24 protein-coding genes and 1 pseudogene are annotated in these 26,245 nt (G+C 68.6%); 4 read left to right on the top strand and 21 right to left on the bottom strand.

What is annotated here, in order from left to right; all coding sequences use genetic code 11:
- Nucleotides 1–58 precede the first annotated feature (58 nt).
- The 17 genes from JWS14_RS33180 to mftA form a co-directional block, all read right to left on the bottom strand.
- Nucleotides 59–604, bottom strand: a complete 546-nt coding sequence (locus JWS14_RS33180; protein WP_072945617.1) for a hypothetical protein — start codon at nucleotides 602–604, stop codon at nucleotides 59–61.
- A gap of 78 nt (nucleotides 605–682) precedes the next feature.
- Complete coding sequence (eutC, locus tag JWS14_RS33175; RefSeq protein WP_095860948.1) at nucleotides 683–1,450, bottom strand: ethanolamine ammonia-lyase subunit EutC; 768 nt, start codon at nucleotides 1,448–1,450, stop codon at nucleotides 683–685.
- Entirely contained in the window at nucleotides 1,447–2,859 is a 1,413-nt protein-coding gene (locus JWS14_RS33170; RefSeq protein ID WP_072945612.1) for an ethanolamine ammonia-lyase subunit EutB, read from the bottom strand. Before JWS14_RS33170 ends, eutC begins: the two co-directional genes overlap by 4 nt.
- Nucleotides 2,856–4,310, bottom strand: coding sequence for an ethanolamine permease (gene eat / locus JWS14_RS33165; RefSeq protein ID WP_072945610.1), 1,455 nt, complete (start codon nucleotides 4,308–4,310; stop codon nucleotides 2,856–2,858). Before eat ends, JWS14_RS33170 begins: the two co-directional genes overlap by 4 nt.
- Nucleotides 4,311–4,463: 153 nt before the next feature.
- Entirely contained in the window at nucleotides 4,464–5,006 is a 543-nt protein-coding gene (locus JWS14_RS33160) for a DUF779 domain-containing protein (protein WP_072945608.1), read from the bottom strand.
- Complete coding sequence (gene adh / locus JWS14_RS33155; protein WP_072945606.1) at nucleotides 5,006–6,529, bottom strand: aldehyde dehydrogenase; 1,524 nt, start codon at nucleotides 6,527–6,529, stop codon at nucleotides 5,006–5,008. Before adh ends, JWS14_RS33160 begins: the two co-directional genes overlap by 1 nt.
- Nucleotides 6,530–6,607: 78 nt before the next feature.
- Nucleotides 6,608–7,924 carry a sigma-54-dependent transcriptional regulator family protein gene (locus JWS14_RS33150; RefSeq protein ID WP_206015169.1) on the bottom strand — a complete coding sequence of 439 codons (1,317 nt, stop codon included), beginning with the start codon at nucleotides 7,922–7,924 and terminating at the stop codon, nucleotides 6,608–6,610.
- Between the two features lie 66 nt (nucleotides 7,925–7,990).
- Nucleotides 7,991–9,463: a mycofactocin dehydrogenase MftG gene (gene mftG, locus JWS14_RS33145; protein WP_206015168.1), complete on the bottom strand. Its 1,473-nt coding sequence runs from the start codon at nucleotides 9,461–9,463 to the stop codon at nucleotides 7,991–7,993.
- Nucleotides 9,463–10,863 (bottom strand): mycofactocin biosynthesis glycosyltransferase MftF, encoded by a 1,401-nt coding sequence (mftF, locus tag JWS14_RS33140; protein WP_072945600.1) that lies wholly within the window; start codon nucleotides 10,861–10,863, stop codon nucleotides 9,463–9,465. The genes mftG and mftF overlap by 1 nt, the downstream gene beginning before the upstream one ends.
- A gap of 106 nt (nucleotides 10,864–10,969) precedes the next feature.
- Nucleotides 10,970–11,692, bottom strand: coding sequence for a mycofactocin biosynthesis peptidyl-dipeptidase MftE (mftE, locus tag JWS14_RS33135; RefSeq protein ID WP_095860952.1), 723 nt, complete (start codon nucleotides 11,690–11,692; stop codon nucleotides 10,970–10,972).
- A 50-nt stretch (nucleotides 11,693–11,742) separates the two neighbouring features.
- A complete protein-coding gene (locus tag JWS14_RS33130; RefSeq protein ID WP_206015167.1) occupies nucleotides 11,743–13,704 on the bottom strand; it encodes a mycofactocin system FadH/OYE family oxidoreductase 2 in 1,962 nt (653 codons plus the stop codon).
- The gene (locus tag JWS14_RS33125; protein ID WP_206015166.1) at nucleotides 13,701–14,513 is read right to left on the bottom strand and encodes a mycofactocin-coupled SDR family oxidoreductase; all 813 of its coding nucleotides are present in this window, start codon (nucleotides 14,511–14,513) and stop codon (nucleotides 13,701–13,703) included. Before JWS14_RS33125 ends, JWS14_RS33130 begins: the two co-directional genes overlap by 4 nt.
- A gap of 8 nt (nucleotides 14,514–14,521) precedes the next feature.
- Nucleotides 14,522–16,483 (bottom strand): mycofactocin system FadH/OYE family oxidoreductase 1, encoded by a 1,962-nt coding sequence (locus JWS14_RS33120; protein WP_206015165.1) that lies wholly within the window; start codon nucleotides 16,481–16,483, stop codon nucleotides 14,522–14,524.
- Nucleotides 16,484–16,499: 16 nt separating this feature from the next.
- A complete protein-coding gene (mftD, locus tag JWS14_RS33115; RefSeq protein WP_072945587.1) occupies nucleotides 16,500–17,681 on the bottom strand; it encodes a pre-mycofactocin synthase MftD in 1,182 nt (393 codons plus the stop codon).
- A 29-nt stretch (nucleotides 17,682–17,710) separates the two neighbouring features.
- Nucleotides 17,711–18,946 carry a mycofactocin radical SAM maturase gene (gene mftC, locus JWS14_RS33110; RefSeq protein ID WP_072945585.1) on the bottom strand — a complete coding sequence of 412 codons (1,236 nt, stop codon included), beginning with the start codon at nucleotides 18,944–18,946 and terminating at the stop codon, nucleotides 17,711–17,713.
- 36 nt (nucleotides 18,947–18,982) lie between these two features.
- Nucleotides 18,983–19,285 (bottom strand): mycofactocin biosynthesis chaperone MftB, encoded by a 303-nt coding sequence (gene mftB, locus JWS14_RS33105; protein WP_167372162.1) that lies wholly within the window; start codon nucleotides 19,283–19,285, stop codon nucleotides 18,983–18,985.
- Between the two features lie 2 nt (nucleotides 19,286–19,287).
- Nucleotides 19,288–19,383 carry a mycofactocin precursor MftA gene (gene mftA, locus JWS14_RS33100; RefSeq protein WP_005573048.1) on the bottom strand — a complete coding sequence of 32 codons (96 nt, stop codon included), beginning with the start codon at nucleotides 19,381–19,383 and terminating at the stop codon, nucleotides 19,288–19,290.
- A gap of 133 nt (nucleotides 19,384–19,516) precedes the next feature.
- Here mftA and mftR point away from each other — a divergent pair, with 133 nt between their 5' ends.
- Both mftR and mftM read left to right on the top strand, forming a co-directional pair.
- Nucleotides 19,517–20,140, top strand: coding sequence for a mycofactocin system transcriptional regulator (gene mftR / locus JWS14_RS33095; protein ID WP_072945581.1), 624 nt, complete (start codon nucleotides 19,517–19,519; stop codon nucleotides 20,138–20,140).
- Between the two features lie 38 nt (nucleotides 20,141–20,178).
- Complete coding sequence (gene mftM / locus JWS14_RS33090) at nucleotides 20,179–21,003, top strand: mycofactocin oligosaccharide methyltransferase MftM (protein WP_095860955.1); 825 nt, start codon at nucleotides 20,179–20,181, stop codon at nucleotides 21,001–21,003.
- Nucleotides 21,004–21,008: 5 nt separating this feature from the next.
- Here the strand turns inward: mftM and JWS14_RS33085 are convergent, their stop codons facing one another.
- On the bottom strand, nucleotides 21,009–22,283 hold the full coding sequence (locus tag JWS14_RS33085) for an HNH endonuclease (protein WP_420855148.1): 1,275 nt from the start codon (nucleotides 22,281–22,283) through the stop codon (nucleotides 21,009–21,011).
- A complete protein-coding gene (locus JWS14_RS51840) occupies nucleotides 22,175–22,969 on the bottom strand; it encodes a DUF6226 family protein (protein WP_420855125.1) in 795 nt (264 codons plus the stop codon). The genes JWS14_RS33085 and JWS14_RS51840 overlap by 109 nt, the downstream gene beginning before the upstream one ends.
- A 50-nt stretch (nucleotides 22,970–23,019) precedes the next feature.
- Here JWS14_RS51840 and JWS14_RS50285 point away from each other — a divergent pair.
- Together JWS14_RS50285 and JWS14_RS50280 are read left to right on the top strand one after the other, a co-directional pair.
- Nucleotides 23,020–23,178 (top strand): annotated as a pseudogene (locus tag JWS14_RS50285) (antibiotic biosynthesis monooxygenase); the annotation flags it as partial.
- Between the two features lie 97 nt (nucleotides 23,179–23,275).
- Complete coding sequence (locus JWS14_RS50280) at nucleotides 23,276–23,536, top strand: putative immunity protein (protein WP_338051563.1); 261 nt, start codon at nucleotides 23,276–23,278, stop codon at nucleotides 23,534–23,536.
- Nucleotides 23,537–23,593: 57 nt separating this feature from the next.
- Here JWS14_RS50280 and JWS14_RS33075 read toward each other — a convergent pair whose 3' ends face one another.
- Both JWS14_RS33075 and JWS14_RS33070 read right to left on the bottom strand, forming a co-directional pair.
- Entirely contained in the window at nucleotides 23,594–25,258 is a 1,665-nt protein-coding gene (locus JWS14_RS33075) for an ABC transporter permease (protein ID WP_206015163.1), read from the bottom strand.
- Nucleotides 25,255–26,190: an ABC transporter ATP-binding protein gene (locus tag JWS14_RS33070; RefSeq protein WP_206015162.1), complete on the bottom strand. Its 936-nt coding sequence runs from the start codon at nucleotides 26,188–26,190 to the stop codon at nucleotides 25,255–25,257. Before JWS14_RS33070 ends, JWS14_RS33075 begins: the two co-directional genes overlap by 4 nt.
- Nucleotides 26,191–26,245 lie beyond the last annotated feature (55 nt).

Raw genomic sequence — 26,245 nt, 5'->3', positions numbered from 1 at the left:
GTGATCCGGCTCACTGCGTCACCACCCCCGAATGGGGGGGGTGGTGACGCGGCTCACGTCACTCGGTGGCGCCGGACGCGCCGATCAGCTCCCTGCGCAGCTCGGTCCACACGGTGGCGTAGGAGTCGATCACGGGCTCCGAGATCCACTTCGTCTCCCCCGCAGCAACTTTCGCGAGAGCATCGGCGAACAGGTCCTGGTAGCGGGACAACCGGGGCACGAACGCCGACAGGTCGTCGAACACGACCGACGCGCGACGGTCCAGGTCCGCCAGCTGATCGGCGTCGGCCGTGTCGATGAGTCCGACGAACTCCTCGTGGAACGGCACGAAGCTCTCGTACACCTCGGCGATGGAATCCTCGTCGATGGACACCCGCTCGGCGTCGAGCTGGTCCTCGAGCTCCGACAGCCCGGCGCCGGTGAGCGCGATCCGGCCGTCCGAGGCCTCCTGCGCCTTGCCCTGGGTCAGCAGCGCGTCGTACGCGGCCTGCGCGGACGCGGCGCTCACACCGAGATGTTCGGCGAGTACCGCCGCGCTGACCTGCTCTTTCAACCGGACCGCCTGCAGCAGGGCCAATTCGTCCACATTGCCAGCGAAGGCCATAGATCTCTCCTCGTCACACCCCGTCCAGGGCGGTTCTCCGCAGGCCCGGTCGGACCTGCCGCCCTTTAGATAACACGACTACAGTTCGAGGATCTCCGAGGGGGCTGCCAGCGCATCCGCGCGGGAAGTGTCCTTCAGCTCCACTCCGGACCGGCCCAGTTTCCGGGCGCCGGACACCAGGCCCGCCACGACGCGGGCGGCGAGTTCGTAGCCGAGCCCCTCGGGTGGGTGGATGTTGGACACGCAGTTCCGGTCGGCGTCGGTGCGTCCGGGGCGCGGGAGGTGCGTGAGGTAGACGCCGACGCTGTCGGCCACCGACAGTCCCGGCCGCTCGCCGATCAGCAGGACGAGCGTCTGCACACCCAGGGCCTGCGCGATGTGGTCGCCGAGCGCCACCCGGGCCTGGGTCGCGATCACCGGCGGCGCCAGCGAGTACGTGCCGCCGAACTCGTCGACCAGCGCGGACAGCAGGGACACCCCGTGATCGGTGAGCGCGCGGGGCGACAACCCGTCGGCGAGGACGAATCCCACCTCGGCCGTTCCCGCGGGGACACCGGACAGATCTGCCGGCGTGCGACCCAGGTCGGGCCGGCGCAGGTATTCGCTCCGGTCCGACGCTTTGCTCGTGACGATCACCGGTCTTCCCAGGCCCACGGCCTCGACCTGTTCGGCCAGTGCCTGCGCGTCGAGCGGCTGGTGGACGGCGTCGCGGGCCGCGGCGTGCGCCGACCGGAACTCGAGGACGCGCTGCGTCGGCAGCGCGTCTCCGGTGCGGCCGAGGCCGATACGCGCCTGCGTCGTGGCTCGCAGTTCCGCCCAGAAGTCTTGTGCGACAGGATCGGTCATCGTGCCCCCGTCAGCGCTCGAAGCGGCGACGCCGCGGCGTCGACCGGCAGCACACGACCGGCGTCGTCGACCATGCCGAGACGGCGCATCCAGTCCTCGAATTCCGGTGCGGGCCTGAGTCCGAGCACTTGGCGCGCGTACAGCGCGTCGTGGAACGACAGACTCTGATAGCCGAGCATGACGTCGTCCGCGCCCGGCACCGCGATGACGAAGGCCGCGCCCGCCACACCGAGCAGGGTGAGCAGCGTGTCCATGTCGTCCTGGTCGGCCTCGGCGTGGTTGGTGTAACAGACGTCGACACCCATCGGCAGGCCCAGTAGTTTCCCGCAGAAATGGTCCTCGAGTCCGGCCCTGATGATCTGCTTGCCGTCGTACAGGTACTCGGGTCCGATGAACCCGACCACCGTGTTGATCAGCAGCGGTTCGAGGTCGCGGGCCACCGCATACGCCCTGGTCTCCAGGGTCTGCTGGTCGACGGGCCTGCCACCCGTGCCGAGGTGCGCCCCGGCGCTCAGGGCCGACCCCTGCCCCGTTTCCAGATACATCACGTTGTCGCCGACGGTGCCGCGTTTCAGCGACCGGCCTGCCTCGTTCGCCTGCCGCAGCAGCGAGATGTCGACGCCGAAACTGGAATTGGCGCCCTGTGTTCCGGCGATCGACTGGAACACCAGGTCGACGGGTACGCCGTCCTCGATCAGGCCCATCGTGGTGGTCACATGCGACAGCACGCACGACTGCGCCGGAATGTCGAAGCGCTGACGGATGTCGTCGAGCAGGTGCAGCAGTTCCGCGGTGGCGTGCGGCGAATCGGTGGCCGGGTTGATGCCGATGACGGCGTCACCGCAGCCGAGCAGCAGCCCGTCGAGCGTGGCGGCCGCGATCCCGCGGGGGTCGTCGGTGGGATGGTTGGGCTGCAACCGGGTTCCCAGGTGCCCGGGTACGCCGAGCGTCGTGCGGAACCCCGCGGTGACGGTGACGGCCCGTGCGACCGCGATGAGGTCCTGGTTGCGCATGATCTTGCTGACTGCCGCGACCATCTCCGGTGTCAGCCCCGGGGCGACGCGGCGGAACGTCTCGGCCGCGCCGTCCCGCGCCGCGACGTCCAGCAACCAGTCGCGCAGGCCGCCGACGGTGAGGTGGGAGATCTCGCCGAACGCGACCCGGTCGTGCGAGTCGATGATGAGCCTCGTGACCTCGTCGTCCTCGTAAGGCACCACGAGTTCGTTCAGGAACGTGCCGAGCGGGACATCGGCCAGCGCCCACTGCGCGGCGGCGCGTTCGGCGTCGGACGACGCCGCGCACCCGGCGAGTTCGTCCCCGCTGCGCAGCGGTGTCGCCTTGGCCATGAGGTCGACGAGACCGTCGAACGTGTACCCGGTTCCTGCGACTCCGTGACTGTAGGTGGTCATTCGAGTTCTTCCTCCGCCTTTGCAAGAACAGCAAACTCCTCGTCGGGCGAATTGGCAACGAGGTGATGGCGGCTGTACAGGCCGAAGTACGCCATGAAGGCCGCGAACGCGATCAGCGTCCACAGTGCGGCGACCGGATCGACGAGGAACGTGGCGATCACCGCGGCGGCCGCGATGACCAGCGCGAACGATGTGGTGACGATGCCGCCGGGTGTGCGGTACGGCCGCTTCATCTCCGGCTCGCGCCTGCGGAGGACGATGTGGCTGACCATCATCAGCACGTAGCTGACGGCCGCGCCGAACACGGCCATGTTCAGCAGCATCGCGCCTTCACCGGTGAGCGAGAGTGCGAACCCGATGACACCCGGGACGATGAGTGCGAGCGTGGGCGCTTTCCGCGAGTTGGTGACCGACAGGTTCGTCGGCAGGTAACCGGCGCGGGACAGCGCGAACGTCTGCCGCGAGTAGGCGTACATGATCGAGAAGAAGCTGGCGACGAGGCCGGCCAGGCCGATGTAGTTGACGACCTTCGCCGCGGTTCCGTCACCGAGCGCCTCGACCAGCGGATTCCCGGACGTCGACAGGCTCTCGGCACCCAGTGCTCCCGTCGCGAGGAACAGGACCGTGGCCCCCGTGACGATGAGGATGAGCATGCTGATGATGATTCCGCGCGGTACGTTCTTCTCCGGCTCGCGTGCCTCTTCGGCGGCCAGCGGCACGCCTTCGACGGCGAGGAAGAACCAGATGGCGAACGGGACGGCCGCCCAGATGCCGAAAGCGCCGAACGGCAGGAAACTCGATGCCCCCGCCGCATCGGTCGGGGCGATGTCGGTGAGGTTGCCCGCGTCGAACAGCCCGATCGCGGAGACCGCGAAGATCACGAGCCCGACGAGTGCGATCGCCGTGATGACGAACATGGCTTTGAGCGCCTCGCCGGCGCCGGTCAGGTGGATTCCGATGAAGATCGCGTAGACCGCCAGGTACACCCACCACCCGTCGGTGATGCCGAACAGGTTCAGTGATTCGACGTAGCTGCCGATGAACGTCGCGATGGCGGCGGGCGCGATCGCGTATTCGATGAGAATGGCGGTGCCGGTGGCGAATCCGCCCCACGGTCCGAGCGCCCGGCGGGCGAACGTGTAACCGCCGCCCGCGGCGGGCAGGGCGGAGGACATCTCGGCCATCCCCAGCACCATGGCCAGGTACATGCCCGCGATGACGACGCCGGCGATCAGCAGTCCGCCGAATCCGCCCTCGGCCAGCCCGTTGTTCCATCCGGCGTAGTCGCCGGAGATCACGTAGCTGACGCCGAGGCCTGCGAGCAGCACCCAGCCCGCCGAACCCTTTCGGAGCGTGCGTTTTTCCAGATAGCTGTTGTCTTCGGAGTGGAAGTCGGCAGCATCGTGGTGTTTACCGGTTCCGGAATTCTTGGATGGTTCTACGAGTGACATTCCGTCCCCTACGTCGATCCGAATGTTGCCTCGCCGGCGCCGCGCGAGAGCGGTGCCGAACGGCCGAGGCCAATGGTGAATGAGCTGTGTACACGTCGTGTCAGCAAAACGTGACCACGACGTAAAAACCGCGGTCGCAGTGAACTTCGGGCGCTAGGGGCCCGGGCGGCGAGCGGGCACGGGACATGCGTCGACGGCTTCGGCGACCACTTGCGGTTCGGGTGAGGGTGCGGGTCTCCAGCCCTGCTCCCACCGCTCGCCCACGATGACGTCCTCCGCGGCGAGGCTGGTGTTCTCCTCCGGGGTGAAGGCACGCGCACGGCTGAGGAAGCGCATGCCTTCCGGGCTTTCGAGGCTGAAGCCCGAACCGCGACCGGGCACCACGTCGAGCACCAGCTGGGTGTGCTTCCACGCCTCGAACTGCGAACCGGAGATCCACACGGGCAGGGCATCGGCACCCTCGGGCCGGGTGGACGGGGTCTCCCCCACCCCGAGACGCAGGTCGAGGACACCGAGCAGCACGTCGCGGTCGCCGACGATGAATTCGCCGTCGGGGTAACACATCGGCGCGGACCCGTCGCAGCATCCGCCGGATTGATGCATCATCAGCGCCCCGTGGGTACCGCCGAGGCGGCGGAGAAGCTCCACCGCCCCGGCGGTTGCCTTCAGGCGCTGAGGCGCCCGGGCTGCGTCCATCAGAAGAAGCCCTGAGCCTTCTGGGCGTAGCTGACCAGCAGGTTCTTCGTCTGCTGGTAGTGCTCGAGCATCATCAGGTGGTTCTCGCGGCCGATGCCGGACTGCTTGTAGCCACCGAACGCGGCGTGCGCCGGGTACTGGTGGTACGTGTTGGTCCACACGCGGCCGGCCTGGATGTCGCGGCCCGCCCGGTAGGCGACGCCGCCGTCGCGGGACCACACGCCGGCGCCGAGGCCGTACAGCGTGTCGTTCGCGATCTCGATGGCCTGGTCGTAATCCTTGAATGACGTGACCGACACGACGGGACCGAAGATCTCCTCCTGGAAGATCCGCATTTTGTTCTGACCGGTGAAGATGGTCGGCTGCACGTAGTAGCCGCCGGACAGGTCGCCGCCGAGTTCGGCGCGCTCACCACCGGTGATCACCTTCGCACCCTCGCCCTTGCCGATCTCGATGTACGACAGGATCTTCTCGAGCTGATCGTTGGAGGCCTGCGCGCCGATCATCGTGTCGGTGTCGAGCGGGTCGCCCTGGCGGACGGCCTTGGTGCGGATGGCCGCCATCGCGAGGAACTCGTCGAAGATGTCCTCCTGGATCAGCGACCGCGACGGGCAGGTGCACACCTCACCCTGGTTGAGGGCGAACATCGTGAAGCCCTCGAGCGCCTTGTCCTGGTAGTCGTCGTTGGACGACAGCACGTCGGAGAAGAAGATGTTGGGGCTCTTGCCGCCGAGTTCGAGGGTGACGGGGATCAGGTTCTGGGACGCGTACTGCATGATGAGCCGGCCGGTGGTGGTCTCACCGGTGAACGCGATCTTCCGGATCCGCGGGCTCGAGGCGAGCGGCTTGCCCGCCTCGACACCGAAGCCGTTGACGATGTTGATCACACCGGCGGGCAGCAGGTCGCCGATGACGGAGATCAGGTGCAGGATCGACGCCGGAGTCTGCTCGGCGGGCTTGAGGACGACCGCGTTTCCCGCGGCGAGTGCGGGAGCGAGCTTCCACACGGCCATGAGGATCGGGAAGTTCCACGGGATGATCTGGCCGACGACGCCGAGCGGCTCGTGGAAGTGGTAGGCGACGGTGTCGGAGTCGATCTCCGACAAGGCGCCTTCCTGCGCGCGGATCGCACCGGCGAAGTAACGGAAGTGGTCGATGGCCAACGGAATGTCGGCGTTCAGGGTCTCACGGATCGGCTTGCCGTTGTCCCAGGACTCGGCGAGCGCGATGGACTCGAGGTTCTCCTCGATGCGATCCGCGATCTTGTTCAGGATGATGGCGCGCTCGGCCACCGACGTCTTGCCCCAGGCCGGAGCCGCGGCGTGTGCGGCGTCGAGGGCGAGTTCGATGTCCTCGGACGTCGACCGCGCGACCTCACAGAACGGCTGCCCGGTGACGGGGGTCGGATTCTCGAAGTACTGGCCCTTGACGGGCGCAACCCACTGGCCGCCGATCCAGTTGTCGTAACGCGATTGGAAGGACATGACGGCATCGGGCGAACCCGGGCGGGCATACACGGTCATCGATAACTCCCTGGTGTCGTGAAACTCGGTGGAACTTTCTCGGTGTGACTCACAACACTAGGGACCGTACCGTTGCAACTACGTTGCGTACTGCTGATCGAACAGATCGATCCTCGACTTGACCTGGGAATACAACGGGGAACGCGGATCGAGGCCCGCGAGGTACGCCTCCCACGCGGCGACGTCCTCACGGCCGTGGACGGACGTGGTCCACTTGGCGAGCAACCGCTGATCGCCCTCCCGCAGCAATGCCGCCTGGACGCGGGCACGCAGTTCGCCGCGCAGGTCCTCGACGCCGGGCGCCTCCGACCCGGGTAGCACCGGACCCGAGTAGACGTCGAGGGCGGCGGCCAGCTCTCCGCGGTCCAGGGCCCCACGCACCTGCCGGACATCCGACGTCAATTCGGTGAGCAGCCGGTACGGCCGCGAACCGAGGTTCGCGGGACCGAAAACCTTGCGCAGGCGCGACATCTCGGCACGAATGGTGACGGCGTCGAGTTCGTTCTCGTCGAGTAGCACCGCGAGCCGGTCGGAGCTCAGGCCCTCCGGATGCTCCGCCAGGAGCAGCAGGATTTCCGCGTGTCGCTGCGAGAGCGGGATGCGTTCGGCCCCGCGCACCAGAGTCGGTCGTCCCGACCCCAGCACCTCCAACCGCAGCACCGTCTCGACCAGCGGCTGCGGCGAGCGCAGCAGGTGCAGGCGCAGTTCCGCCTCGGCGGCCGCGACGGTGGCCCGGATCAGCGACAGCACCTCGGGTACCGCGACCCGTGGGCCACCGGTGATGTCGATGGCGCCGACGATCAGCCCCGTCGCCGGGTCGTGGACGGGCGCCGCCGAACAACTCCAGTCGTGCACCGACCTGCTGAAGTGCTCCGCTCCGAAGATCTGCACGCAGTGGTCGAGCGCCAGCGCGGTGCCCGGGGCGTTGGTGCCGACGGTGTCCTCGCTCCAGTCGGCGCCCTCGACGAAGTTCATCTCCAGTGCGCGGTCCTTGGCGGACGAATCGCCCTCGACCCACAGCAACTGGCCCTTCTCGTCCGTGATGGCCACGAGCAGTCCGGTGTCGGCGGCATCCTCGACGAGGAGTTTGCGGACCACGGGCCGGATGATCGACATCGGGTGCGACGCCCGGTACGCGGCGAGATCCGCGGCCGCCAGATCGACCGCGCGGGCGGACCCGTCCGGGCTCACGCCCTTGCTCGTGCTGCGCATCCACGAATCGAGGATGACGGACCGCACCGAATTTCCGTCGCCTGCCTGGTCTCGGCCTGCGGGGGCGTGATGCTCGACGAACAACTGATGCGCCGACGACACCCTGCGCGCCAGCATCGCGACGTCGTCTCCCGGGCGCACGGCGACCCACGGATTGCCCCCTGTGGGCGGTTGACTTTGCATCGAACTCCTCCACGGCGTCTCTGCCTACTGTAACCCGGGTCACACGGGGCCGGGTTCCGCCCTCCGTCACTCCCTCAGGAAGGTACTGACCCGCTCGGCGACCATGACCGCGGTGGCGTGCGGCCCACGGCTCGGGACCACCGGGAACACCGAGGTGTCCGCTATGGTCAGACCCTGTATTCCGCGGACGTTGCACCGCTCGTCCACCACCGCACCCACGTCTGTGTGTCCGCCCATCCGGCAACTGCCGCACAGGTGCAGAGACGTCCCCAGGTGCGCGAGCACCGAGCGGTCGGACACCTCCTCGGACAGCGGCCGGACCAACGGGCCGAGCTCCGGCGAGCGCAGCAGGTCCAGCGCGATGGCCTGTCCCTCGCGCAGCGCCCGGCGGTCGGCGGCCGATTGCGCGTACCGGTACTCGATCCGGGGACGGTCCCTGCGGTGTCCCGACGTGATCCGGATGTCGCCCCGGCTCTCCGCCACCATGAGCCCGATTCCGAGGACCGGGTCGGGTTGCCCGGATCCGGGGACGAGCACGTCGAACGGCGCCGTGTACGGACGGATCTCGAGGTCGTCGACGTTCAGTACCGTTTCGACGACCGGACTCGTGTCACTGCGGCGGAGTGTGTCCCGGACACGGTACGGCAGAGCCACTTCGGGGTGATCACTGAAATCGGTGCCGACACCGGGCACGTCGAGGACGACGTCGATGTCGTTGCCCCTCAGATGTTCTGCCGGTCCGATTCCCGAAAGCATCAGCAGCACCGGGGTTTCGACGGGTCCCGCCGCCAGTACGACCCGGCCGGCGTGGACCGTGCGGCGGGTGCCGCCCGACTCGACCTCGACCCCCACCGTCTCGTTACCGGAGAACAGAATTCGCACGACGTCGGAGTTCGCCTCGACCGTCAGGTTGGGCCGCTCCGACGCCGGCAGCAGATACGCGACGGCGGTGCTGACCCGGCGGCCACCGTCGACGTTGAGCGGCACCGGGCCGATCCCGCCGCCGCCTGCTCCGTTCTTGTCGGGTTCCTCGGAATGTCCCGCGCCGAGGGCCGCGGCGCGGAACGCCGCGCTGATCTCGCTCAGCTGTTCCGCGGGCTGCCTGCGCACGGGCATCGGGCCGGCGGTGCCGTGCCGGGAGTCGTCGAAGTCGGCGTCACGCTCGAGTGCCCGGAAGGCGGGCAGCACGTTCTCGTACGACCACGACGCGGGCCAGTGCCGAAAGTCCGCTTCCGTCCCGCGGACGAAGTAGGCGCCGTTGACGGCGCCCGACCCGCCGAGAACGCGGCCGCGCACCATGGCCGAGGGCACGCTCGGCGCCAACTCCACGCCGTACGTCTGCGCGTATGCGCTGCCCGGGCCGACCGGCAGCGTCCGGTAATCGAGGACGGGACAGTCGAGGGCCGACCGGTAACCGGGTCCGGACTCGAGGAGGAGGACCGATCGTCCCGGATCCTCGCTGAGCCGCGTGGCCACCACGCATCCACTCGAACCGCCGCCGACGACCACGACGTCGGCGGCGCGAATCGGATCGGTCACTACGACTTCAACCGGGGCTTCAATGCGTCGAAGTCGCGGGCGGCGACGGCGCCCTTCCAGAGCCCGGCACCGTACGCGATGTCGTCGAGCCGCTTGAACACCGTGTGCCGCACCGGTCCCAGCCCTCCGGGCTCCCGGTGGGTGACCCAGTCGGCGACCCCCTCGGCGACGGCGATCGCGAGCGCGATCCGGCGAATCCGTTTCGAGAGCACTACCGCCAGCAGCGTGACGGGCCAATAGTGGCGGCACATCGCGGACGCCAGCTGCCAGGCGCCACCGGCGAAGCCCTGGGCGGCGAGGATGGCGGCGATGCGGGTCGGCTGATCGAGTCCCGTGAACATGCGGCGCAGGCGCACCAGCATCATCGCGAGCGTGGCGACGGCGCCGAGCAGACCCAGCCGGGTGCAGGTGGCGGCGGCGATGCACGCGAAGAACGTCCACGGCGACATCGACAGCGGTGGGACCATGCCCGAATGCCTCGCCGCCAGGGGCGCCGCACCGGTGCCGTAGAACAGCTTGCGGTCGAACCACTTTCCGAACGTCACGCGATGGTCGTGCGCGACGTGGGCCACGGGCTCGTACCGCAGTCGCCAGCCGGACTCCTGGAGTCGCCAGCACAGGTCGACGTCCTCCGCCACGTGCATGGACTCGTCGAAGCCGCCGAACTCGTCGAGCACCTCACGCCGGGCGATCATCGCGGCGCTCGGGACGTACGACACCGGGCCGCCGGACTGGACCGCGGATTCCTTCCGTCCGAGGTCGAGGGAGGATCGGGCGTGCTCGTACCGCGCGAGCGTGCTCGCCTCGGGTTCGAGCGCGACGATCCTCGGGGCGACCAGCGCGACCGCGGGGTCGCTGAAGTGGCCGAGCATGACCTCGATCCACCCGGTGCGCGGCAGGACGTCGGAGTCGAGGAACGCCACGAACGGAGTTGCGGCGTAACGCAGACCGGTGTTGCGGGCCGCGGCGGGCCCCTTTGCCGTCTCGTGGCGCAGCACGGTGACGCGGCCGCCGCACCCGTTCTGCAGCGCGGGGGCGACGATCGGGACGTCGGAGCCGTCGTCGACGACGACCACCTCGAGTCCGCGGAGCGCGGCCAGCACGCGGTGCAGCCCGGGCGCGTTGTTCTTCACCGGAATGACGACGGTGACGTCCTGCGGGGACGGTGTGCTCATGGGGCGCGGGTTGGCGACCCCCGAGTCGAGGAGGCGGCGTGCGACGACGGCGGACTGCGGATCGACGACCTCGAGGTAGCCGTCTCCGATCATGGCCGCCGCGGTGGGCGCCAGCTTCAGCATCCGGGTCGGCGAACCGCCGATGAGCACTCGGCCTCCGGAATATGCGCGAACCTTGGGGTCGATTCGGATCCCGAATCCATCGGGAAGTCGAGCTTGGCGCATCAGTCGATCGTATGCGGATCGGACAGCGCCGGCAGGGCATGCCGGAAATCAGCCGCAAGGATGTGCCGAAAATCCGCCCTCGGCAACTCGAGGGCGCCCGTGCGGGTCATTGGAGCCTCCCATCGGCGCCCGGTTCGCACCGGAGCCGTCCATCGGGGCCCGGTTCCCACCGGGCCAGTGCCTTGGTGACTGTGTGGACGAGCACGCCGAAGATCTGCGCCCCCTCCGCGGCCGTTGCGCCCGTCGGGTCACCGAGCACCCCATTGGCCGACACGGCGACCATACCGCCTTCTCGCAGTCTTGGCATCAACCTCGCGATAGGTTCCGTATTACCGGGCTCGGCCCTGGACAACCTCACTCGACCAGGTGAAAGGTGTAGCAACAAGGACGTTTCCGTACGTCCGGCATGGGCGTCGGCGCCGGGGACCGCGCACGGCACCCAGGCCACGTCACGGGCCTCGTATCGAAGCAAGGCGACAGCCTTGACCAATGCGGGTCCGTTTCCTCCGTGCCCGTTGACGAACAGCACGCGGTCCGCCCACCGGCACGCGGACCTGCCGTATTCGACCAGCACGGTCTCGAGGGCCTCCGCCCCCAGCGAGACGGTCCCGGGAAACCCCTCGTGCTCACCGCTCGCGCCGTACGCGATCGGGGGTGCGACGAGCACGTGCGGCAGCGCGCGGGACACGGCGTCGGCGATGGTGGTGTCGGTGTCGAGCGGCAGATGCGGTCCGTGCTGCTCGAGGGAGCCGACCGGGACCACGACCGTCGACACGTGGGACACGAGGTCGGGCCACACCGCGTCGTCGAGGTGTCCGGAATGGGGCATCCTCCGATGCTAGGCGACCGCGGATTCGACCCGGGCCGTGACTGCCTGCGTCAGAGCGCGAGCGCGATCCGCTCCCCCTCGATGACGGCGGAATGCGCGCGGCGCGGAGCCAGGGCGTCGCCGATGCGATGGACCTCGATGCCGCTGTCGGCCAGTAGTTTCCAGAGCTCGTCCTCCGGTTGCTGGTGCGCGGACGACACCACCCAGTCGACGGTGAGCCGGCGGGACGCGCCGGTCGGGTGGTGCAGGAGCGTGACCGCGATCCGGCCCCCGCCGGCGTCGTCGCACCCGGTCGGCACCACGTCCGTCACCTGGGTGATGCCCTTGCCGTGCGCCCGCCGATTCCATCCCTCGAGGTCCAGTGTGATCCCGAGATCCTGGCCGACGATCATCCCCGGCGTGCAGATCGTGACGGCACACCCGGCGTCGGCGACGAATTCGGCGACGGACGTGCCCTGATGGAATCCCAGTTCGTCGACCACCAGCACCGTCCCGGACGGATCCGCGCGGCCCTCCAGCACGTCCCGCACATCCACCACCCGATCCGACGCACCCGCCCAGCGCGGACGGCTCGGACGCGCTCCGGTGGCGAGCACGACCACGTCGGGACGTCCCTGCGCGAGCGCCTCGGCGGTCGCCTCGGTGCCGGTCCGCACGTCCACGCCGCGCCGAACGCATTCCGCTTCCAGGTCGACGACGAGGCCGAGGACCTCGCGGCGCCCAGGGACGACGGCGGCCGTCCGGACCTGACCACCGAGGACGGTGTTGCGTTCGAACAGCGTCACGTGGTGCCCCCGCTGCGCGGCGGTGGCGGCGGCCTTCAGCCCGGCAGGTCCGCCGCCGACCACCACGACCCGCCTGCCGCGGACGGTGGGTTCGGGCAGCAGAATCGATTCCCTGCCCGCGCGCGGGTTCACGACGCAGCCGAGCCACCGGCCCAGCCCCATGCGTCCGATGCATTCCTGATTGCACGCCAGGCACGATCGGATGGCGTCCTCTTCACCGGCGAGTGCCTTGGCCGCGAAGTCCGGGTCCGCGATCTGGCCGCGCACCACCCCGATCAGGTCGCAGTGCCCCTCGTCGAGAGCCCGGTCGGCCTGATGCGGATCCGAGAACCGGCCGACACCGACCACCGGAAGTCCGACCCGCCGCCGGATCGCATTGGGGACGAACAGCGCATACCCGCGGGGGACGGCCATGGACGCCTCGATCATGTGCAGCGTCTCGGTGGCCATCCCGATGGACGTGTTGAGGTAGTCGACCCGCCCGTCCGCCTCCAGCAGGGCGGCCATCTCCACCGCCTCGTCGAGGTGTACGCCACCGTCGAACAGGTCCTCCCCCGCGAGCCTCACCCCGAGTGCGCGGTCCGGGCCGATCGCCGTTCGCACGGCTTCGACGACCTCGAGGAGGAACCGGGCACGGTTCTCCAACGACCCTCCGTACCGGTCCGTGCGCTGGTTCGTGGCGGGGGCGAGGAAACTGCGCACCAGCGACGAGTGCGAGCACTGCAGTTCGATGCCGTCGAATCCGCCTCGGACACAGTGCTCGGCGACGCGCGCGTAACCGTCGACGAGGGCCCGGATCTCGCGCTGATCGACCGCCTTGGGAACTTCGCGGAACAGTGGGTCGGGGACGGCGCTCGGCGCCCACAGTGGCCGCCGCGAATACATGCTCGATCCCTGGCCGCCGTTGTGGTTGACCTGAGCGAGGATCGGAACTCCGTGTGCGTGGACCGCGTCGGTGATCCGCCGGTATCCCGGGACGACCTCCGGCCGGTAGCCGGCGATCACCTTCTCGTACGGCCAGTCACCCGGATGGGTGGCGTGCTCTTCGGAGATGATCAGGCCCGCACCGCCCTTCGCGCGCGCCGCATAGTAGGCGGCGTGCTGGGCGGTGGGGAGACCGGCGACGGCGTACCCCGTGAGGTGCGCCGAGAAGACCACCCGATTGCGCAGCGTCAGCGGTCCCAGGCGCAACGGGGTGAACAGGTGGCGGTACGCGGAGGTGCTCACACCTTGGTGTTGCCCATGTCGACGGCGACCTGACTGCCCGTGACCCGCCGCGAACCGTCACCGGCCAGCCACAGCACGGCGTCGGTGATGTCGTCGGTGTCGGCCAGCGGGTGTTCGGTGAGGATGGTGCCGAAGCTCGACAGGTAGTGCGGGTGCTTCTCGAGAATCACGAGGCTGCCCGGGTCGGTGCCCATCGGGGTCTTCACTCCGTAGGGGTGGATCGAATTGACCCGGATGTCGTACTCGCCCAGTTCCTTGGCCGCGGTCTGGGTGAGTCCCACGAGCCCGAACTTGGAGGCGGCGTAATTGGCCTGCCCCGGGAGCGGCTTGATCCCGGCGACGGAGCTGATCACGATGATCGATCCCCCGCGGCCACCCTCGATCAGTGCCGGGACCGCAGCCTTCAGTGTCTTCCAGGCGCCGGTGAGATTGACGTCGATCAGCGTCTCCCACTGCTCGTCGGGCATCTCCCAGAAGCGGTTCCAGTTGCAGATCCCGGCGTTCGCGATCACGATGTCGAGACGGCCGAACTGTTCGACTCCCCGGTCCACGACAGCCGTCAGTTGCGCGCTGTCCCGCACGTCCGCCTGTTCGGCGAGGATCTTGCCGCCCTCGGATTCCACGAGCCGCACCGTCTCGGCGAGGTCGTCCGCCGTCGCCGGTTCGTAAGTGTTGTACTGCGACACCGGCCCGCAGATGTCGACGGCGATGATCGCCGCACCTTCGCGCGCCAACCGCACCGCATGCGTTCGCCCCTGCCCACGGGCAGCCCCGGTGATGAACGCGACCTTGTCGTCGAACTGTCCCATGAAATGTCCTATCTCTCGGTGACGAGGGTGAACGGATGGTGATCGAACTCGGACCGCCGGTGGGCGGTCGCGGTCAGCGCCTCGGTGCGGCCCTCGCGGACCGCCTCGAGCAGTGTGCGGGGGGCCACGCAGTCGCCGGCCCGCACCGTGTCCGGGCGGGTCGAGCCGAGCGTGTCCTCGGGGAGACGATGCGAGCAGTCGATCAACACGGTGCACGGCACCACCGACTCTTCGGCGGTGTACCGGTTGCGCAACCGCATTCCGTCGCCGTCGATCGACACGATGCGGCTGTCGAGGTGACGCGTCACCCCGGCCCGTTGCAGGCGGGTGTTGGCGTCGGCGAGGTCGCCGGTCATGCCGAGTCGCGAGCCGGCCACGGAGTCCTGGGTCACGATGCTCACGTCGCGGCCCCGCGCCGCGAGCCATTCGGCGACCGCCACGCCGACCGGTCCGCCGACCGGGTCGAAGACGATGTGGGGCCCCTCCGCAGGCACGTCACCGTCCCGCAGATCCGCGGCGCCGAGACACCGGACACTTCCCCCGACGGGGAACGGAAGCGGCCGGGGCGTGCTGCCGGTCGCGAGGATCACCGTCACACCGTCTCGTTCCGCGGCATCGAGTTCGGCTTCGGAGACCGTGGCGCCGAGACGGAATTCGACTCCGAGACCGCGGCATTCGTTCTCCAGCCAGTCGGTCAGCGCCCTGAGGTGCGGCGCCCCGGCCGCGGCCCGCACCATCCCGCCGAGCCGAGCCGATGCCTCCGCCACGGCGACCCGGTGACCCCGCAGCGCAAGCACCCGCGCCGCCTCGAGACCGGCCGGGCCACCACCGACCACCAGTGCCGTGCCTGCGACCACAGCGGCGTCCTCGGTGGGATCGACGGTCTCGTGCCCGGCAGTGGGATTGCCGACGCATGTGACGACCGGGTTGCGGGGGTCGAGCACCTGGCACGTCTGGTTGCACAGGACACACGGCCGCGGCACCGCACCGCGCCGGATCTTGACGACGAGATCGGGATCGGCGATCTGGGCACGCGTCATCTCGACGACGTCGGCGACTCCGTCGTCGAGCGCCCACCGGGCATCGGCCGGATCGACGACGCTGCCCTGGAGAACGACCGGGACCGCGCCGGCGACCGCCGTGCGGATGCCGCGGCAGAGTTCGGTGTTGAACGCGGGTGGCCGGTGGAAGTCGGGGCGGTAGGCGTTCGGCGACAGCGGCCCGCCCCGGACCACCACGAGCAGATCGAGTGCGTCGGCCAGGGCCCGTGCGTGTCCGGCGGCGATCGACGGTGTGATCCCCGCCCAGGACGTCTCCTCGTCGCAGCTCATGCGCAGGGACAATATCCGGCCGGGGCCCAGCTCTTTGCGGACGGCGGTGAGGACCTCGCGGACGAGCCGCAGCGGGTCGGTGCCGTACTCGTCTTCGCGTACGTTGGTGAGGTTCGAAAGGAACTGCCGCAGGAGCGCTCTCGGCCCGGCGTCGAGCTCGACGCCGTCCGCGTCCGCCGCGACTGCCGCGGCGGCCCCGGCCCGGAAGCCCTCGACGAGGCTGTCGATCTCCGCCTGCTCCATCTGCATCGGCATCTCGCGGGAGATCACGTCGGCGACCCCCGACGGTCCCCACAGCACCGACTGCGAGTAGGCGCTCGACCCCTGCAGTCCGGCGTGCCCCAACCCGGCCAGCACCAGTGTGCCGTGCGGGCGGCAGGCCGCGACAATGTCCCGCCACCCGGCGACGCAGTCGGACGCCAGCGGAGCCCGTTCGTACGGCCAGTCGGAGGCATGGACCGACGCCACCTCGGTGACGACGATCCCCGCACCGCCCCGCGCCCGGCGCTCGTAGTACGCGACATGACGCGGCGACAGCGTCCTTCCCGCACCGAGATTGGTGGGGTGCGGACCCAGAAGCACCCTGGACCGGGCGTGGCGTCCGGCCAGGGTGATCGGGTCTGTCAGTTGCGCAGACATCTACGCCGTTCGTGGTTCAGGATTCGGCGCCGAGTACGCGAGCGAATCCGGGCGGGATCACGATGTCGGACGGGGTGAGGTCGTGGATGTTCGAGTGGCCCAGCCCGAGCAGCGCCGAATCGATACCGCCGCGCAGGACGTCGAGGACGTTTTCGACGCCGGCCTGACCGTTCGCCGAGAGACCCCACAGGTACGCGCGGCCGATCATCACCGCCCGCGCGCCGAGCGCGACGGCCTTCACGACGTCGCTACCGCGGCGGATACCGCCGTCGAGGAGCACCTCGACCTGATCGCCCACGGCCTCCGCGATGGCGGGCAGCGCGCGGATCGGCGCCGGGGTGCCGTCGAGGTTGTTGCCACCGTGATTCGACACGGAGATCGCGGTGACGCCGGCATCGACGGCCCGCTTGGCGTCGTCGACCCGCATGACGCCCTTGAGCATGAACGGCCCGCCCCACTGCTCACGCAGCCATGCGATGTCGTCCCACGTCGGCAGCGGCGTCTGCATCCACTCGCCGTAGGCGCCGAAGAACGTCGGCGGTTCCTGACCGGGCTGCGCCAGGTTCGGGGTGGTCAGATCCGGGATCTTGCGGGTCTTCGCGAACTCGTACAACCACTTCGGCCGGGTGATTCCCTCCGGCGCGAACTGCAGCATCGCCTTCAGGTCCATCTTCTCGGGGATGGCCGGGCTACCCCAGTCACGACCGTACGAGAACGACCAGTCGGTGGTGATGATCAGTCCGGTCGCCCCGGCGGCGCGGGCGCGTTCCATCCGCTGGATCAGCACCTCCCGGCTGCCGACCCAGTACATCTGGAAGAACGTCTGAGGGTTGGCGGCCGTGACTTCCTCGACCGACTTGCTCGCGAACGAACTCAGACCGATCGCCGTGCCGCGTGCCGCCGCCGCACGCGCGACAGCGACCTCGCCGTCGGGATGCACCGCCTGCACACCGGTCGGGGAGATGATGACGGGCAGCGAAATCGACTGCCCCATCACGGTCGTGGACAGCTCACGCTTGTCGGACAGCCCCACGACGTGCGGAGCAAACCCCAGTTCACCGAACGCCGCGATGTTGTCGTCGACCGTCACGCCCCGCTCGGAACCGGCGATCAGCGCCGCGTACACCGACTTCGGCAGGCGCTTCTTCGCGCGACGCTGAGCCTCGGCCACCGTTTCGAAGAACGGATTCTTACCCATGGCAATACCTCTCGTACCTGGCAGACGACTTACGTCTGGTCCATGCCCGCAAGCGGGTTCTCGTCACAAATCTTGGCCGGCGGACGCACCATCAGCGTCAACGGAACCGGCGCCCGCGGAGTCCGGCGCTGGCCGGTGCGGGAGTGGTCGACACTGGATTTCGGGATCTCCCCCGCGGCAGCCAACGCCAGTTCGCCGTTGCCGATCACACATTCGGGGTCCGGGCCATCCATCGGCAGCCCGGTGAAGAATTTCGCGGCCATGCATCCGCCGCGGCAGGAGTCGTAGTGGTTGCACTTACTGCACGCGCCGCCGGTCTGCGGGGACCGCAGCTCCTGGAACAGCTCCGACGTCTGCCACACCTGCTGGAAACCGCCGTCCGCCACGATGTTTCCGGCGAGGAACTGGTCGTGGATCGCGAACGGGCACGCGTAGACGTCGCCGATCGGGTCGATCAGGCACACCACCCGGCCGGCACCACACAAGTTCAGGCCGGGCAACGCGTCGCCGTAGGCGGACAGGTGGAAGAAGGAGTCACCGGTGAGCACGCCCTCGCCGTTGGCGACCAGCCAGTTGTACAGCTCGCGCTGCTGCGCCTGCGTCGGATGCAGTTCGTCCCACACGTCCGCGCCGCGCCCCGACGGTCGCAGCCGGGTGATGCGCAGGGTGGCGCCGTACTTGTCGGCCAGCGCCTTGAAGTCGTCGAGCTGGGACACGTTGTGCCGGGTGACCACCACGGAGATCTTGGCGTCCTTGAACCCGGCCTCGGAGAGATTCTCGAGCGCCCGCACCGCCATCGCGAACGAACCCGGACCACGGACGGCGTCGTTGACCTCGGCCGTCGCACCGTCGAGGGAGATCTGCACGTCGACGTAGTCGCTGGCGGCGAGCCGGGCGGCGACCTTCTTGTCGATCTTCACCCCGTTCGTGGAGAACTTCACCCCGACCTGGTGGGCGGTCGCGTAGTCGACCAGCTCCCAGAAGTCCGAACGAACCGTCGGCTCACCGCCACCGATGTTCACGTAGAACACCTGCATGCGCTGCAGTTCGTCGATGATCGACTTGCACTGCTCGGTGCTCAGCTCCCGCGGGTCACGCCGGCCCGACGAGGACAGACAGTGCACGCACGACAGGTTGCACGCGTAGGTCAACTCCCAGGTCAGGCAGATCGGGGCGTCGAGACCGAGTTCGAACTGGTCGACGAGGCGGCCGACCGGAGCGACGGGGGCTGTCACCGCGGAAGGCCTTTCGAGCATGGAGGTCATGGGCTGTGTCCTCTGGTACGGGGTGAAGAGAGCTGGTCAGGCGGGGACGATCATGTGCGACTCGGCCAACGTGCCGAGCGCTCGCGCGTACTGCGCGGCCGCGTCGTCCCCGATACCCTGCGCCCGCAGTGCGGACCGGGCGTCGGCGTGTGAGGGAAGCGATTCGACCACCGCGACGATCGTGCGGTTCTTCAGGAACGACAGTTTGCGCGTCCCGAAGTGGTAGAGCAGCGCCCCGAAAGGTTCGGGACGCAGCGCCACCTGCGGATGAAGCTTCCAGCCCACATCGAGATCGATACCGGCGTTGCCGGTCACTGAAGCAGATGCTGGAGCGGACATGATCAGTACACGCCGCACATGCCGTCGATCGAGACCTCTTCCACCAGGGATTCCTCGACCAAGTCGTTTTCCAGCACGTTGTTGTCGCGATCCGACATGATTTCCTCCTACTGTTCGGTGATACGGCGCGAGCCGGAGGGATGTTCCCCGTCATAGGTGACCATTCCTGTGACTCGCCTCACCACTGTAATGGCATCGAGTGCAGAATGACAGCTCGGGAGGGTACGAAAGTTGAGAAGTCGTCGAAAACCATCCAGTCGGATAGGGCGACGCCCGTCCACGACGCAGGATCGGATCAGCACCGTCGGGATCGAGTTGTTCACGGAACAGGGCTTCGACGCCACCAGCGTCGACGAAGTCGCCGAAGCGTCCGGCATCGCCCGCCGCACCCTGTTCCGCTACTTCCCGTCCAAGAACGCGATCCCGTGGGGCGACTTCGACGCCCACCTCGCCGAAATGCGCGCCCAACTCGCCGCGCAACCCGGCGACATCCCGATCGTCGACGGACTCACCGCAGCACTCCTGCAGTTCAACGCGTTTCCCGAGAGCGAGGAAGTCAACCACCGCAAACGCATGGGGCTGATCCTGCGCGTGCCCGCGCTGCAGGCGTATTCGGTGGTGATGTACGAAGGGTGGCGCAACGTCATCGCAGAGTACGTCGCGAGCCGGCTCGGAGTCTCACCGACCGACCACGTTCCACGGACCGTCGGCTATCTTCTACTCGGCGTTGCGATGTCGGCGTACGAGCAGTGGCTCGACGACGATTCGCTCGAACTGAACGAACTACTCGCCAGCGGCATGCAATCGCTCTACGATGGGCTGAGTTCCCTCGGCGAGCCCGACACCCGGACCTGACCCACGCCCGCCATCACCTCTCGGCAAGGTTGCTTCGAATGACTTCCACTCTCGACACGCCCGCGTTCGACTCTCTCGCTCCGTGCGAACCCGGACTGTGGTCACACGGTCACGTCACGGTCGAGCGGGTCACGGACGGGCCGCTCACCCTCACCCGCGACGGCGACCGGTTGCGGGTCACGCACGCCCTCACACCCGAGGATCTGAGCGAGCGACTCGTCGCCTCGGTCACCGCGTCCATCGAGGACGCCGACTTCGGTCAGGGCGAGTTCGAATCGACCATGGTCGGACTGGTGCGCTCCACCGTCGACGGCGCACTCGACGCGTGGACCGTCTACTACCGCAACTCTCTCGGCGAGCTGCTCGACGGCACCGCCGACTTCGCACCGATCCACGAGAAGGCGGAACAACTGGTCCGCGGTTCCGTCCTCGACCTCGGGTCGTGCTTCGGCTTCCTCCCGTTGCGACTCGCCCGCGCCGGGCGGTCCGTCACGGCAACCGACATCCTCCCCGGCACCATGACCCTCCTCGACGCCGTGGCACCGGAACTCGGACTCGATCTGCGCACCCTCGTGTGCGACGCCGCGCACGTGCCGGTCCCCGACGACAGCGCAGACACCGTCACCGCCATCCACCTCCTCGAGCACGTCGGCGAAAACATCGGTGCCGCAGTGATATCCGAGGCCCTCCGCGTTGCCCGCGAACGGGTTGTCGTCGCCGTCCCCTACGAGGACGAGGCAACGGCCTGCCACGGACACATCCGCACCTTCGACACCACGTCGCTCACCGAACTCGGCGAATCGACGGGACGCCCATTCGAGGTGTTCGAGCACCACGGCGGCTGGCTCGTCATCGACTGCTGACCTCCTCATGACGCTCGGAGGTGCGCGGGCGCCGGCAGCCGTGGCGCTGCCGAGCGGTAGTGGTGCCCGGTCGGGGTGCCGAGGTCAATGAGGTGGGTGCGGCCGGGGTTGCGTACCGGGCGGGCGGTCCAGGCGTCGCCTTCCTTCGCGTAGTTGCAGGCCTCGCACAGTCCGGACCCGTTGTCCGCGCTGGTGGCACCCGACTTGCCGTGTGAGCGGATGTGATCGTTATGGCGGATCGGGGCATCACACCAGGGCGTGCGGCACGTTTGATCCCGCAGGTCGATCAGCTTTCTCAGACTCTTCGGGAACATGCGGGATTGGGATTCCATCGCCGTCAGCGCCCCCGACTGCGGGCACGCATACACTCGCCGCAACGACACCTCGGTGTCCGAATCCACCGCATCGGCCACCAGCTGCCGAGCGATCCCCGCCGGCACCGGCCCGAACCCATACAGCTGCGCAGCCTCGTGACCGCCGGCGAGGAGTGTTTCGTCCGAGAGCACAAGGTTCACAGCCACCGGAACACCCGACGCCACGTCGGCTCCGGTGCCACGCGTGAACAACAAGTCCACCATCACTTGATTGCGGGTGCGCCCACCACCCTTCCCGGTCGCGATCAGGCTGTCCGCATCCCGACCCAGCGTGGCCTGCAGGCACACGGCTTGTTCGACCGGCATCAGTACACTCAGATAGGCCATCGAATCCGGGGCCGGACGTGTCGTAACCCGTCGTTCGGACACGGCCTTGCGGTGCCGGGCCACGACCGAGGCGGCGTCGAGTTCCACCGCAAGGGCTTTGGCCCGCGCGATCAGACCGCGGTCGCCGACGCCGTCGAGAGTAGCTGGGTTCGAACATAACTGGCGATCCACGATCGCCCGATCGGCCGCCGACAAGCATGCCGTCTCCCGCACCAACAACGTCGCACGCCATTCATTCAGCCGGCCGGTCTGCAACATGGCAAGGGTGTGCGGCATTTCGTGCACCAGAGCCTGCGCGAAACCCAGATGCCTACCGCCACGGTTCGGGGACTCCCTGCGCGCCAACGCAATCTGCGACGCAATACCCCGACCCCACTCGGACTGCGGAAGTCGCCGAGCCCTACGGTCGGCACGGATACTCGTCGCGACATCGTCGGTGATCACCGCCTGCACCGCACACCCGACCGACTTCAACGTCTCGATCGCATCGAGCAGATCGATGCCCAATCCCGCGTCGCCACTCGCCGCCTCGGCACATTGCAACCGCGCCGTGAATGCGCGTAATTCCTCGAGAAGCATTGCCCCCACAACCGACCTCCCCCAAAGTCATTCGAAACTTTGTTCGATTTTAGCAACCAAACGCGACCCGAGCAATGGGTTCCGACGTGCCGGTCAAATAGGTGCGCGTTCGACTTATCTCCCTTCGACCGGAACCACGTGTTGATCACGCGGCAGCGCCGGGCCCGGGAAGGTCGTCGACATCGCCGGCCGCAACCGAATGAGAATTCCGACCGGTTCGGCGACGACGGGACCCCGCACCCTGCAGCACCGCTGTTCGTCCTCAGCCACCGGCCGGGCCGCAATGGCCGGCGGCCAGAGGCTGACCGCGACTGGGCTGGCGCACGCCGTCGCGGACGCCAGTTGCCATCGGCCGGCGGTTGGACTGGCCGGGCGCGCAATTGGTTCACATCCGCCACCGACAGCCTCCTCATTCCGCGCCTGCTCCAATCGTCGCCCTCCCAGGAGAACTCGAGAACAGCGCGGGGCCGGCCGGTGATCCGTTCGGACAGCCGCCCGGCGGTGAGCGCCTCCGTATTCTCCGCCAGCTCGCGAAGAACGTACTCCGCGTCCTCGTCGCACGCGTCGCAGCCACACGCCGGGAGCGCGAAGTCGTGCCACGCTCCCGCACGCAGGTACAGGCTGGGAAATAAGGTGAAGGTGATCGCCAGTGGAGCCTGATCCCGCTGAGCCGGAGTGATCGTCACCAATTGCCAGAGTCGCCACCGTCCGCGACCCCGACGGCGGCGCGGGCGCGCGCATCAACGTCTTCGAACGCTGGGAGCCGCAAGCGGCGGTCAACACTTTCCGAGGCAGCGGCCTCAGCGACGAACAAGGCGCGGACATCCTCTCGGCGTCGGTAGCCGAGTACGACGTCGCCGACGTGCGACCCCTGTTCGGGGAAGGCACAGCCTGAACGCGCGGTACGGAACAGCCCCGATGGTCGAAAATGGAATCATGGCAGGGAAGCGAGCGAGATCGTTCTGAGCAAGCAGGATCTTCCTGAGGTGACCATGTTTGCTGCGGGGTGCGCGGAGGTGGTGCTCGAGATATTCGAGGCCGATCAGCCGCACGACTCGCGGCCCCGAGACGCGATCACTGCTGCGTGGGAGTTCGCGCTGGGTGATGAGCGTGGGAATTCTCTGCGCGACACCGCGTGGGCGGCGCTCGCGGCTGCCAAGGGCACGAACACTGGGGCGGCTCGGGAGGCAGCGTGGGCAGCGGCAGGCGCCGCCTATCTAGCACCGGGGGCGGTGGACGGGTCGGTGAGTTGATCCGCATGCTGGACAACGACCTTCGTCGCCGACCGTCGACCCAGCCTCCCGGTTCCGCTAAGAATTCGTGAGGTCTCGCCAGCGGAACAGCACCACTCCGGCAGCACCGGCGACGGCGGCGATCACTGCGAGCCAGATCAGCGGAGCGGCCGTCACTTCCGCGGCGGGAAGGGCGGGGACGTGTGTGAACGGCGACAGGTCGCGGACCGTCTGCGGAAGCCCGAGCAGCGATCCGAGGAATCCGAAGATCAGGCAGATCGCGAGCACGCCCCAGGACAGCCCGGCCGACCAGGCGGGCACGCCGCCGAACGCCAGCACCGCCAATGCCGCGACCACCCCGATCGCCGGCACGAAGACGAGGGCGGCCCCCGTGAGGCTCACGACCTTTCCCGGCACGTCTTCGGTCACGAGACCGTACGCGAGGCCGGTCGCCGCCCCGGTCAGTGCCTGCAGGACGACGATGCCCACCGTGACCAGGCCGACGTGCGCCAGCATCCACCGCGGACGCGAGACCGCCGTCGCCAGAACGGGTTCGAGTCGCCCCGCCGCCTCCTCACCGCGCATTCGGAGCAGCGCCTGCACCGCGTAGCCGGCCACCGCGATCGCCATCATGCCGAAGATGGCGGCGAAGTAGGCGTCGACCATGTCGGTGGTGCCGCCACCGAGTTGTTCCATCATGTCGGCGACCTGCTGACCCTCCCCGAGGAAGTCGTCGATCTGGTCTGCGATCGCGCCGTACACCACGGCGAGGACGGCGATCCCGAATGCCCACCAGAACAGGATCGTCCGTTGTATCCGCCACGCCGATCCGACGGCCGTCGGCAGTGAACGGGACGCGCGGGCAGGGCCGGGGCGGGTCGGCACGAGGCCGGAGCCGACGTCCCTGCGTTCGGTGAGTGCGAAGCCGACGGAACCGACGACCAGCGCGAAAACGGCGGGGAACGCCAGCACCCACCACGCGTTGTCGTCGTAGGGGCGGACCTGTTCGGCCCAGCCGATCGGCGACAGCCACGTCAGCCAGCCACTGACGACCCGGGTGCCGTCTTCCGTCACCGTGCCCGTCATGTCGCCGACGGCGCGCAACAGGAATGCGATGCCCAGGGCGGCCCCGGCCAGTCCGTTGGCGGTGCGGGCACTGTCCGTCACCTGGGCGGTCACCGCGGCGATCGCCGCGAACGCGATGCCGACACCGGCGACGGCCGCGCCGAGAGCCACCGACCCGTCCAGTGGCAGACCCGCCGCGACCAGCACCACCACGTTGAGCAGTCCGAGGGTCAGGTTGGCACCGACCGCGACCACCAGGGCCGCGGTGAGCAGTGCTTTCCGGCCCACGACGGCCGCCTCGACGAGTTCGGCGCGGCCGGTCTCCTCGTTCTGACGGGTGTGCCGCACGACCAGCAGGGCGGTCATCAGGCCGGCGGCCAGCGACATCGGCATGACGATCTGGCAGGCGAGCACGGCGCCGGCGCTGTACCCCGACACGAGACCGTTGGTGGCGAGCGCGACCGGCGACGCCGCGGTAGCCATCGCGAAACTGCGCAGGTCGGGTTCCGTGGGATACAGGCCGAGCACACTGGACGCCGAGAATGCTTGCAGTGCGGCGAGAGCGAGCAACCATACCGGCAGTTGGATGCGGTCGCGGCGCAGGGCGAGCCGCACGAGCCGTGGGGTTCCCGCGTACTGGCCGCGCCCGGTGGTCTCCGGCGTCGTCACCGTGCTCATCGCGTCCGTGTCCCGGATTCGGCGCGCCGGTGGTTCTCACCCTCCCGGGCCAGTTCGTCGCCGTAGTGCCGCAGGAACAACTCCTCCAGTGTCGGTGGCGTCGACGTCAGCGACGCAACCCCGAACGACAGCAGGTGGCGCAGCACGCCCTCGATCGCACTGGTGTCCACCTCGCATCGGGTGTGCAGGCCGTCGACCCGCACGTCGTGCACGCCCTCGACGGCGTCCAGTCCGGTCACCGGCTGCTGTGTCTCGACGGTGATCGACGTGCGCGTGAGGTGCCGCAGTTCCGCGAGCGTGCCGGTCTCCACGGTGCGGCCCTCGCGGATGATGCTCACCCGGTCGCACAGCGCCTCGACCTCCGCGAGGATGTGACTCGACAACAGGACGGTCTTCCCCGCGTCCGACATCTCCTCGACGCAATCCTGGAACACCGACTCCATCAACGGATCCAGCCCCGACGTCGGTTCGTCGAGCACGTACAGTTCGACGTCCGACGCGAACGCGGCCACCAGTGCGACCTTCTGCCGGTTACCCTTCGAGTACGTGCGCGCCTTCTTCGTCTGATCGAGTTCGAACCGCTCGAGCAGTTCCGCGCGCCGGGGCTCGTCGAGCCCACCGCGCAATCCGGCCAGGAGGTCGATGGCCTCGCCGCCGGTGAGGTTGGGCCACAGGTTCACGTCACCGGGTACGTAGGCGAGCCGTCTGTGCAGGGACACCGAGTCGTGCCACGGGTCGCCGCCCAGGAGGGTGGCGGTCCCCGAGTCCGCACGCAGCAGGCCGAGCAGTACCCGGATGGTCGTCGACTTGCCGGACCCGTTGGGCCCGAGGAATCCGTGCACCTCCCCCGTTCCCACCTCGAGGTCGAGGCCGTCGAGTGCGCGGGTCGGACCGAACGTCTTGACGAGATTCTCCACCGAGATCGCAGCCATGGTGGGGACGCTACGCCGGTTCGCGGGTGGTCACGACGGGTTTCCGCGGTCGCGG

Origin of the sequence: Rhodococcus koreensis (genome assembly GCF_017068375.1) — a bacterium.
Classification (GTDB): Bacteria; Actinomycetota; Actinomycetes; order Mycobacteriales; family Mycobacteriaceae; genus Rhodococcus_F; species Rhodococcus_F koreensis.
Note: the sequence above shows the minus strand (reverse complement) of the source record. Positions and strands in the feature narration are given on the sequence as shown.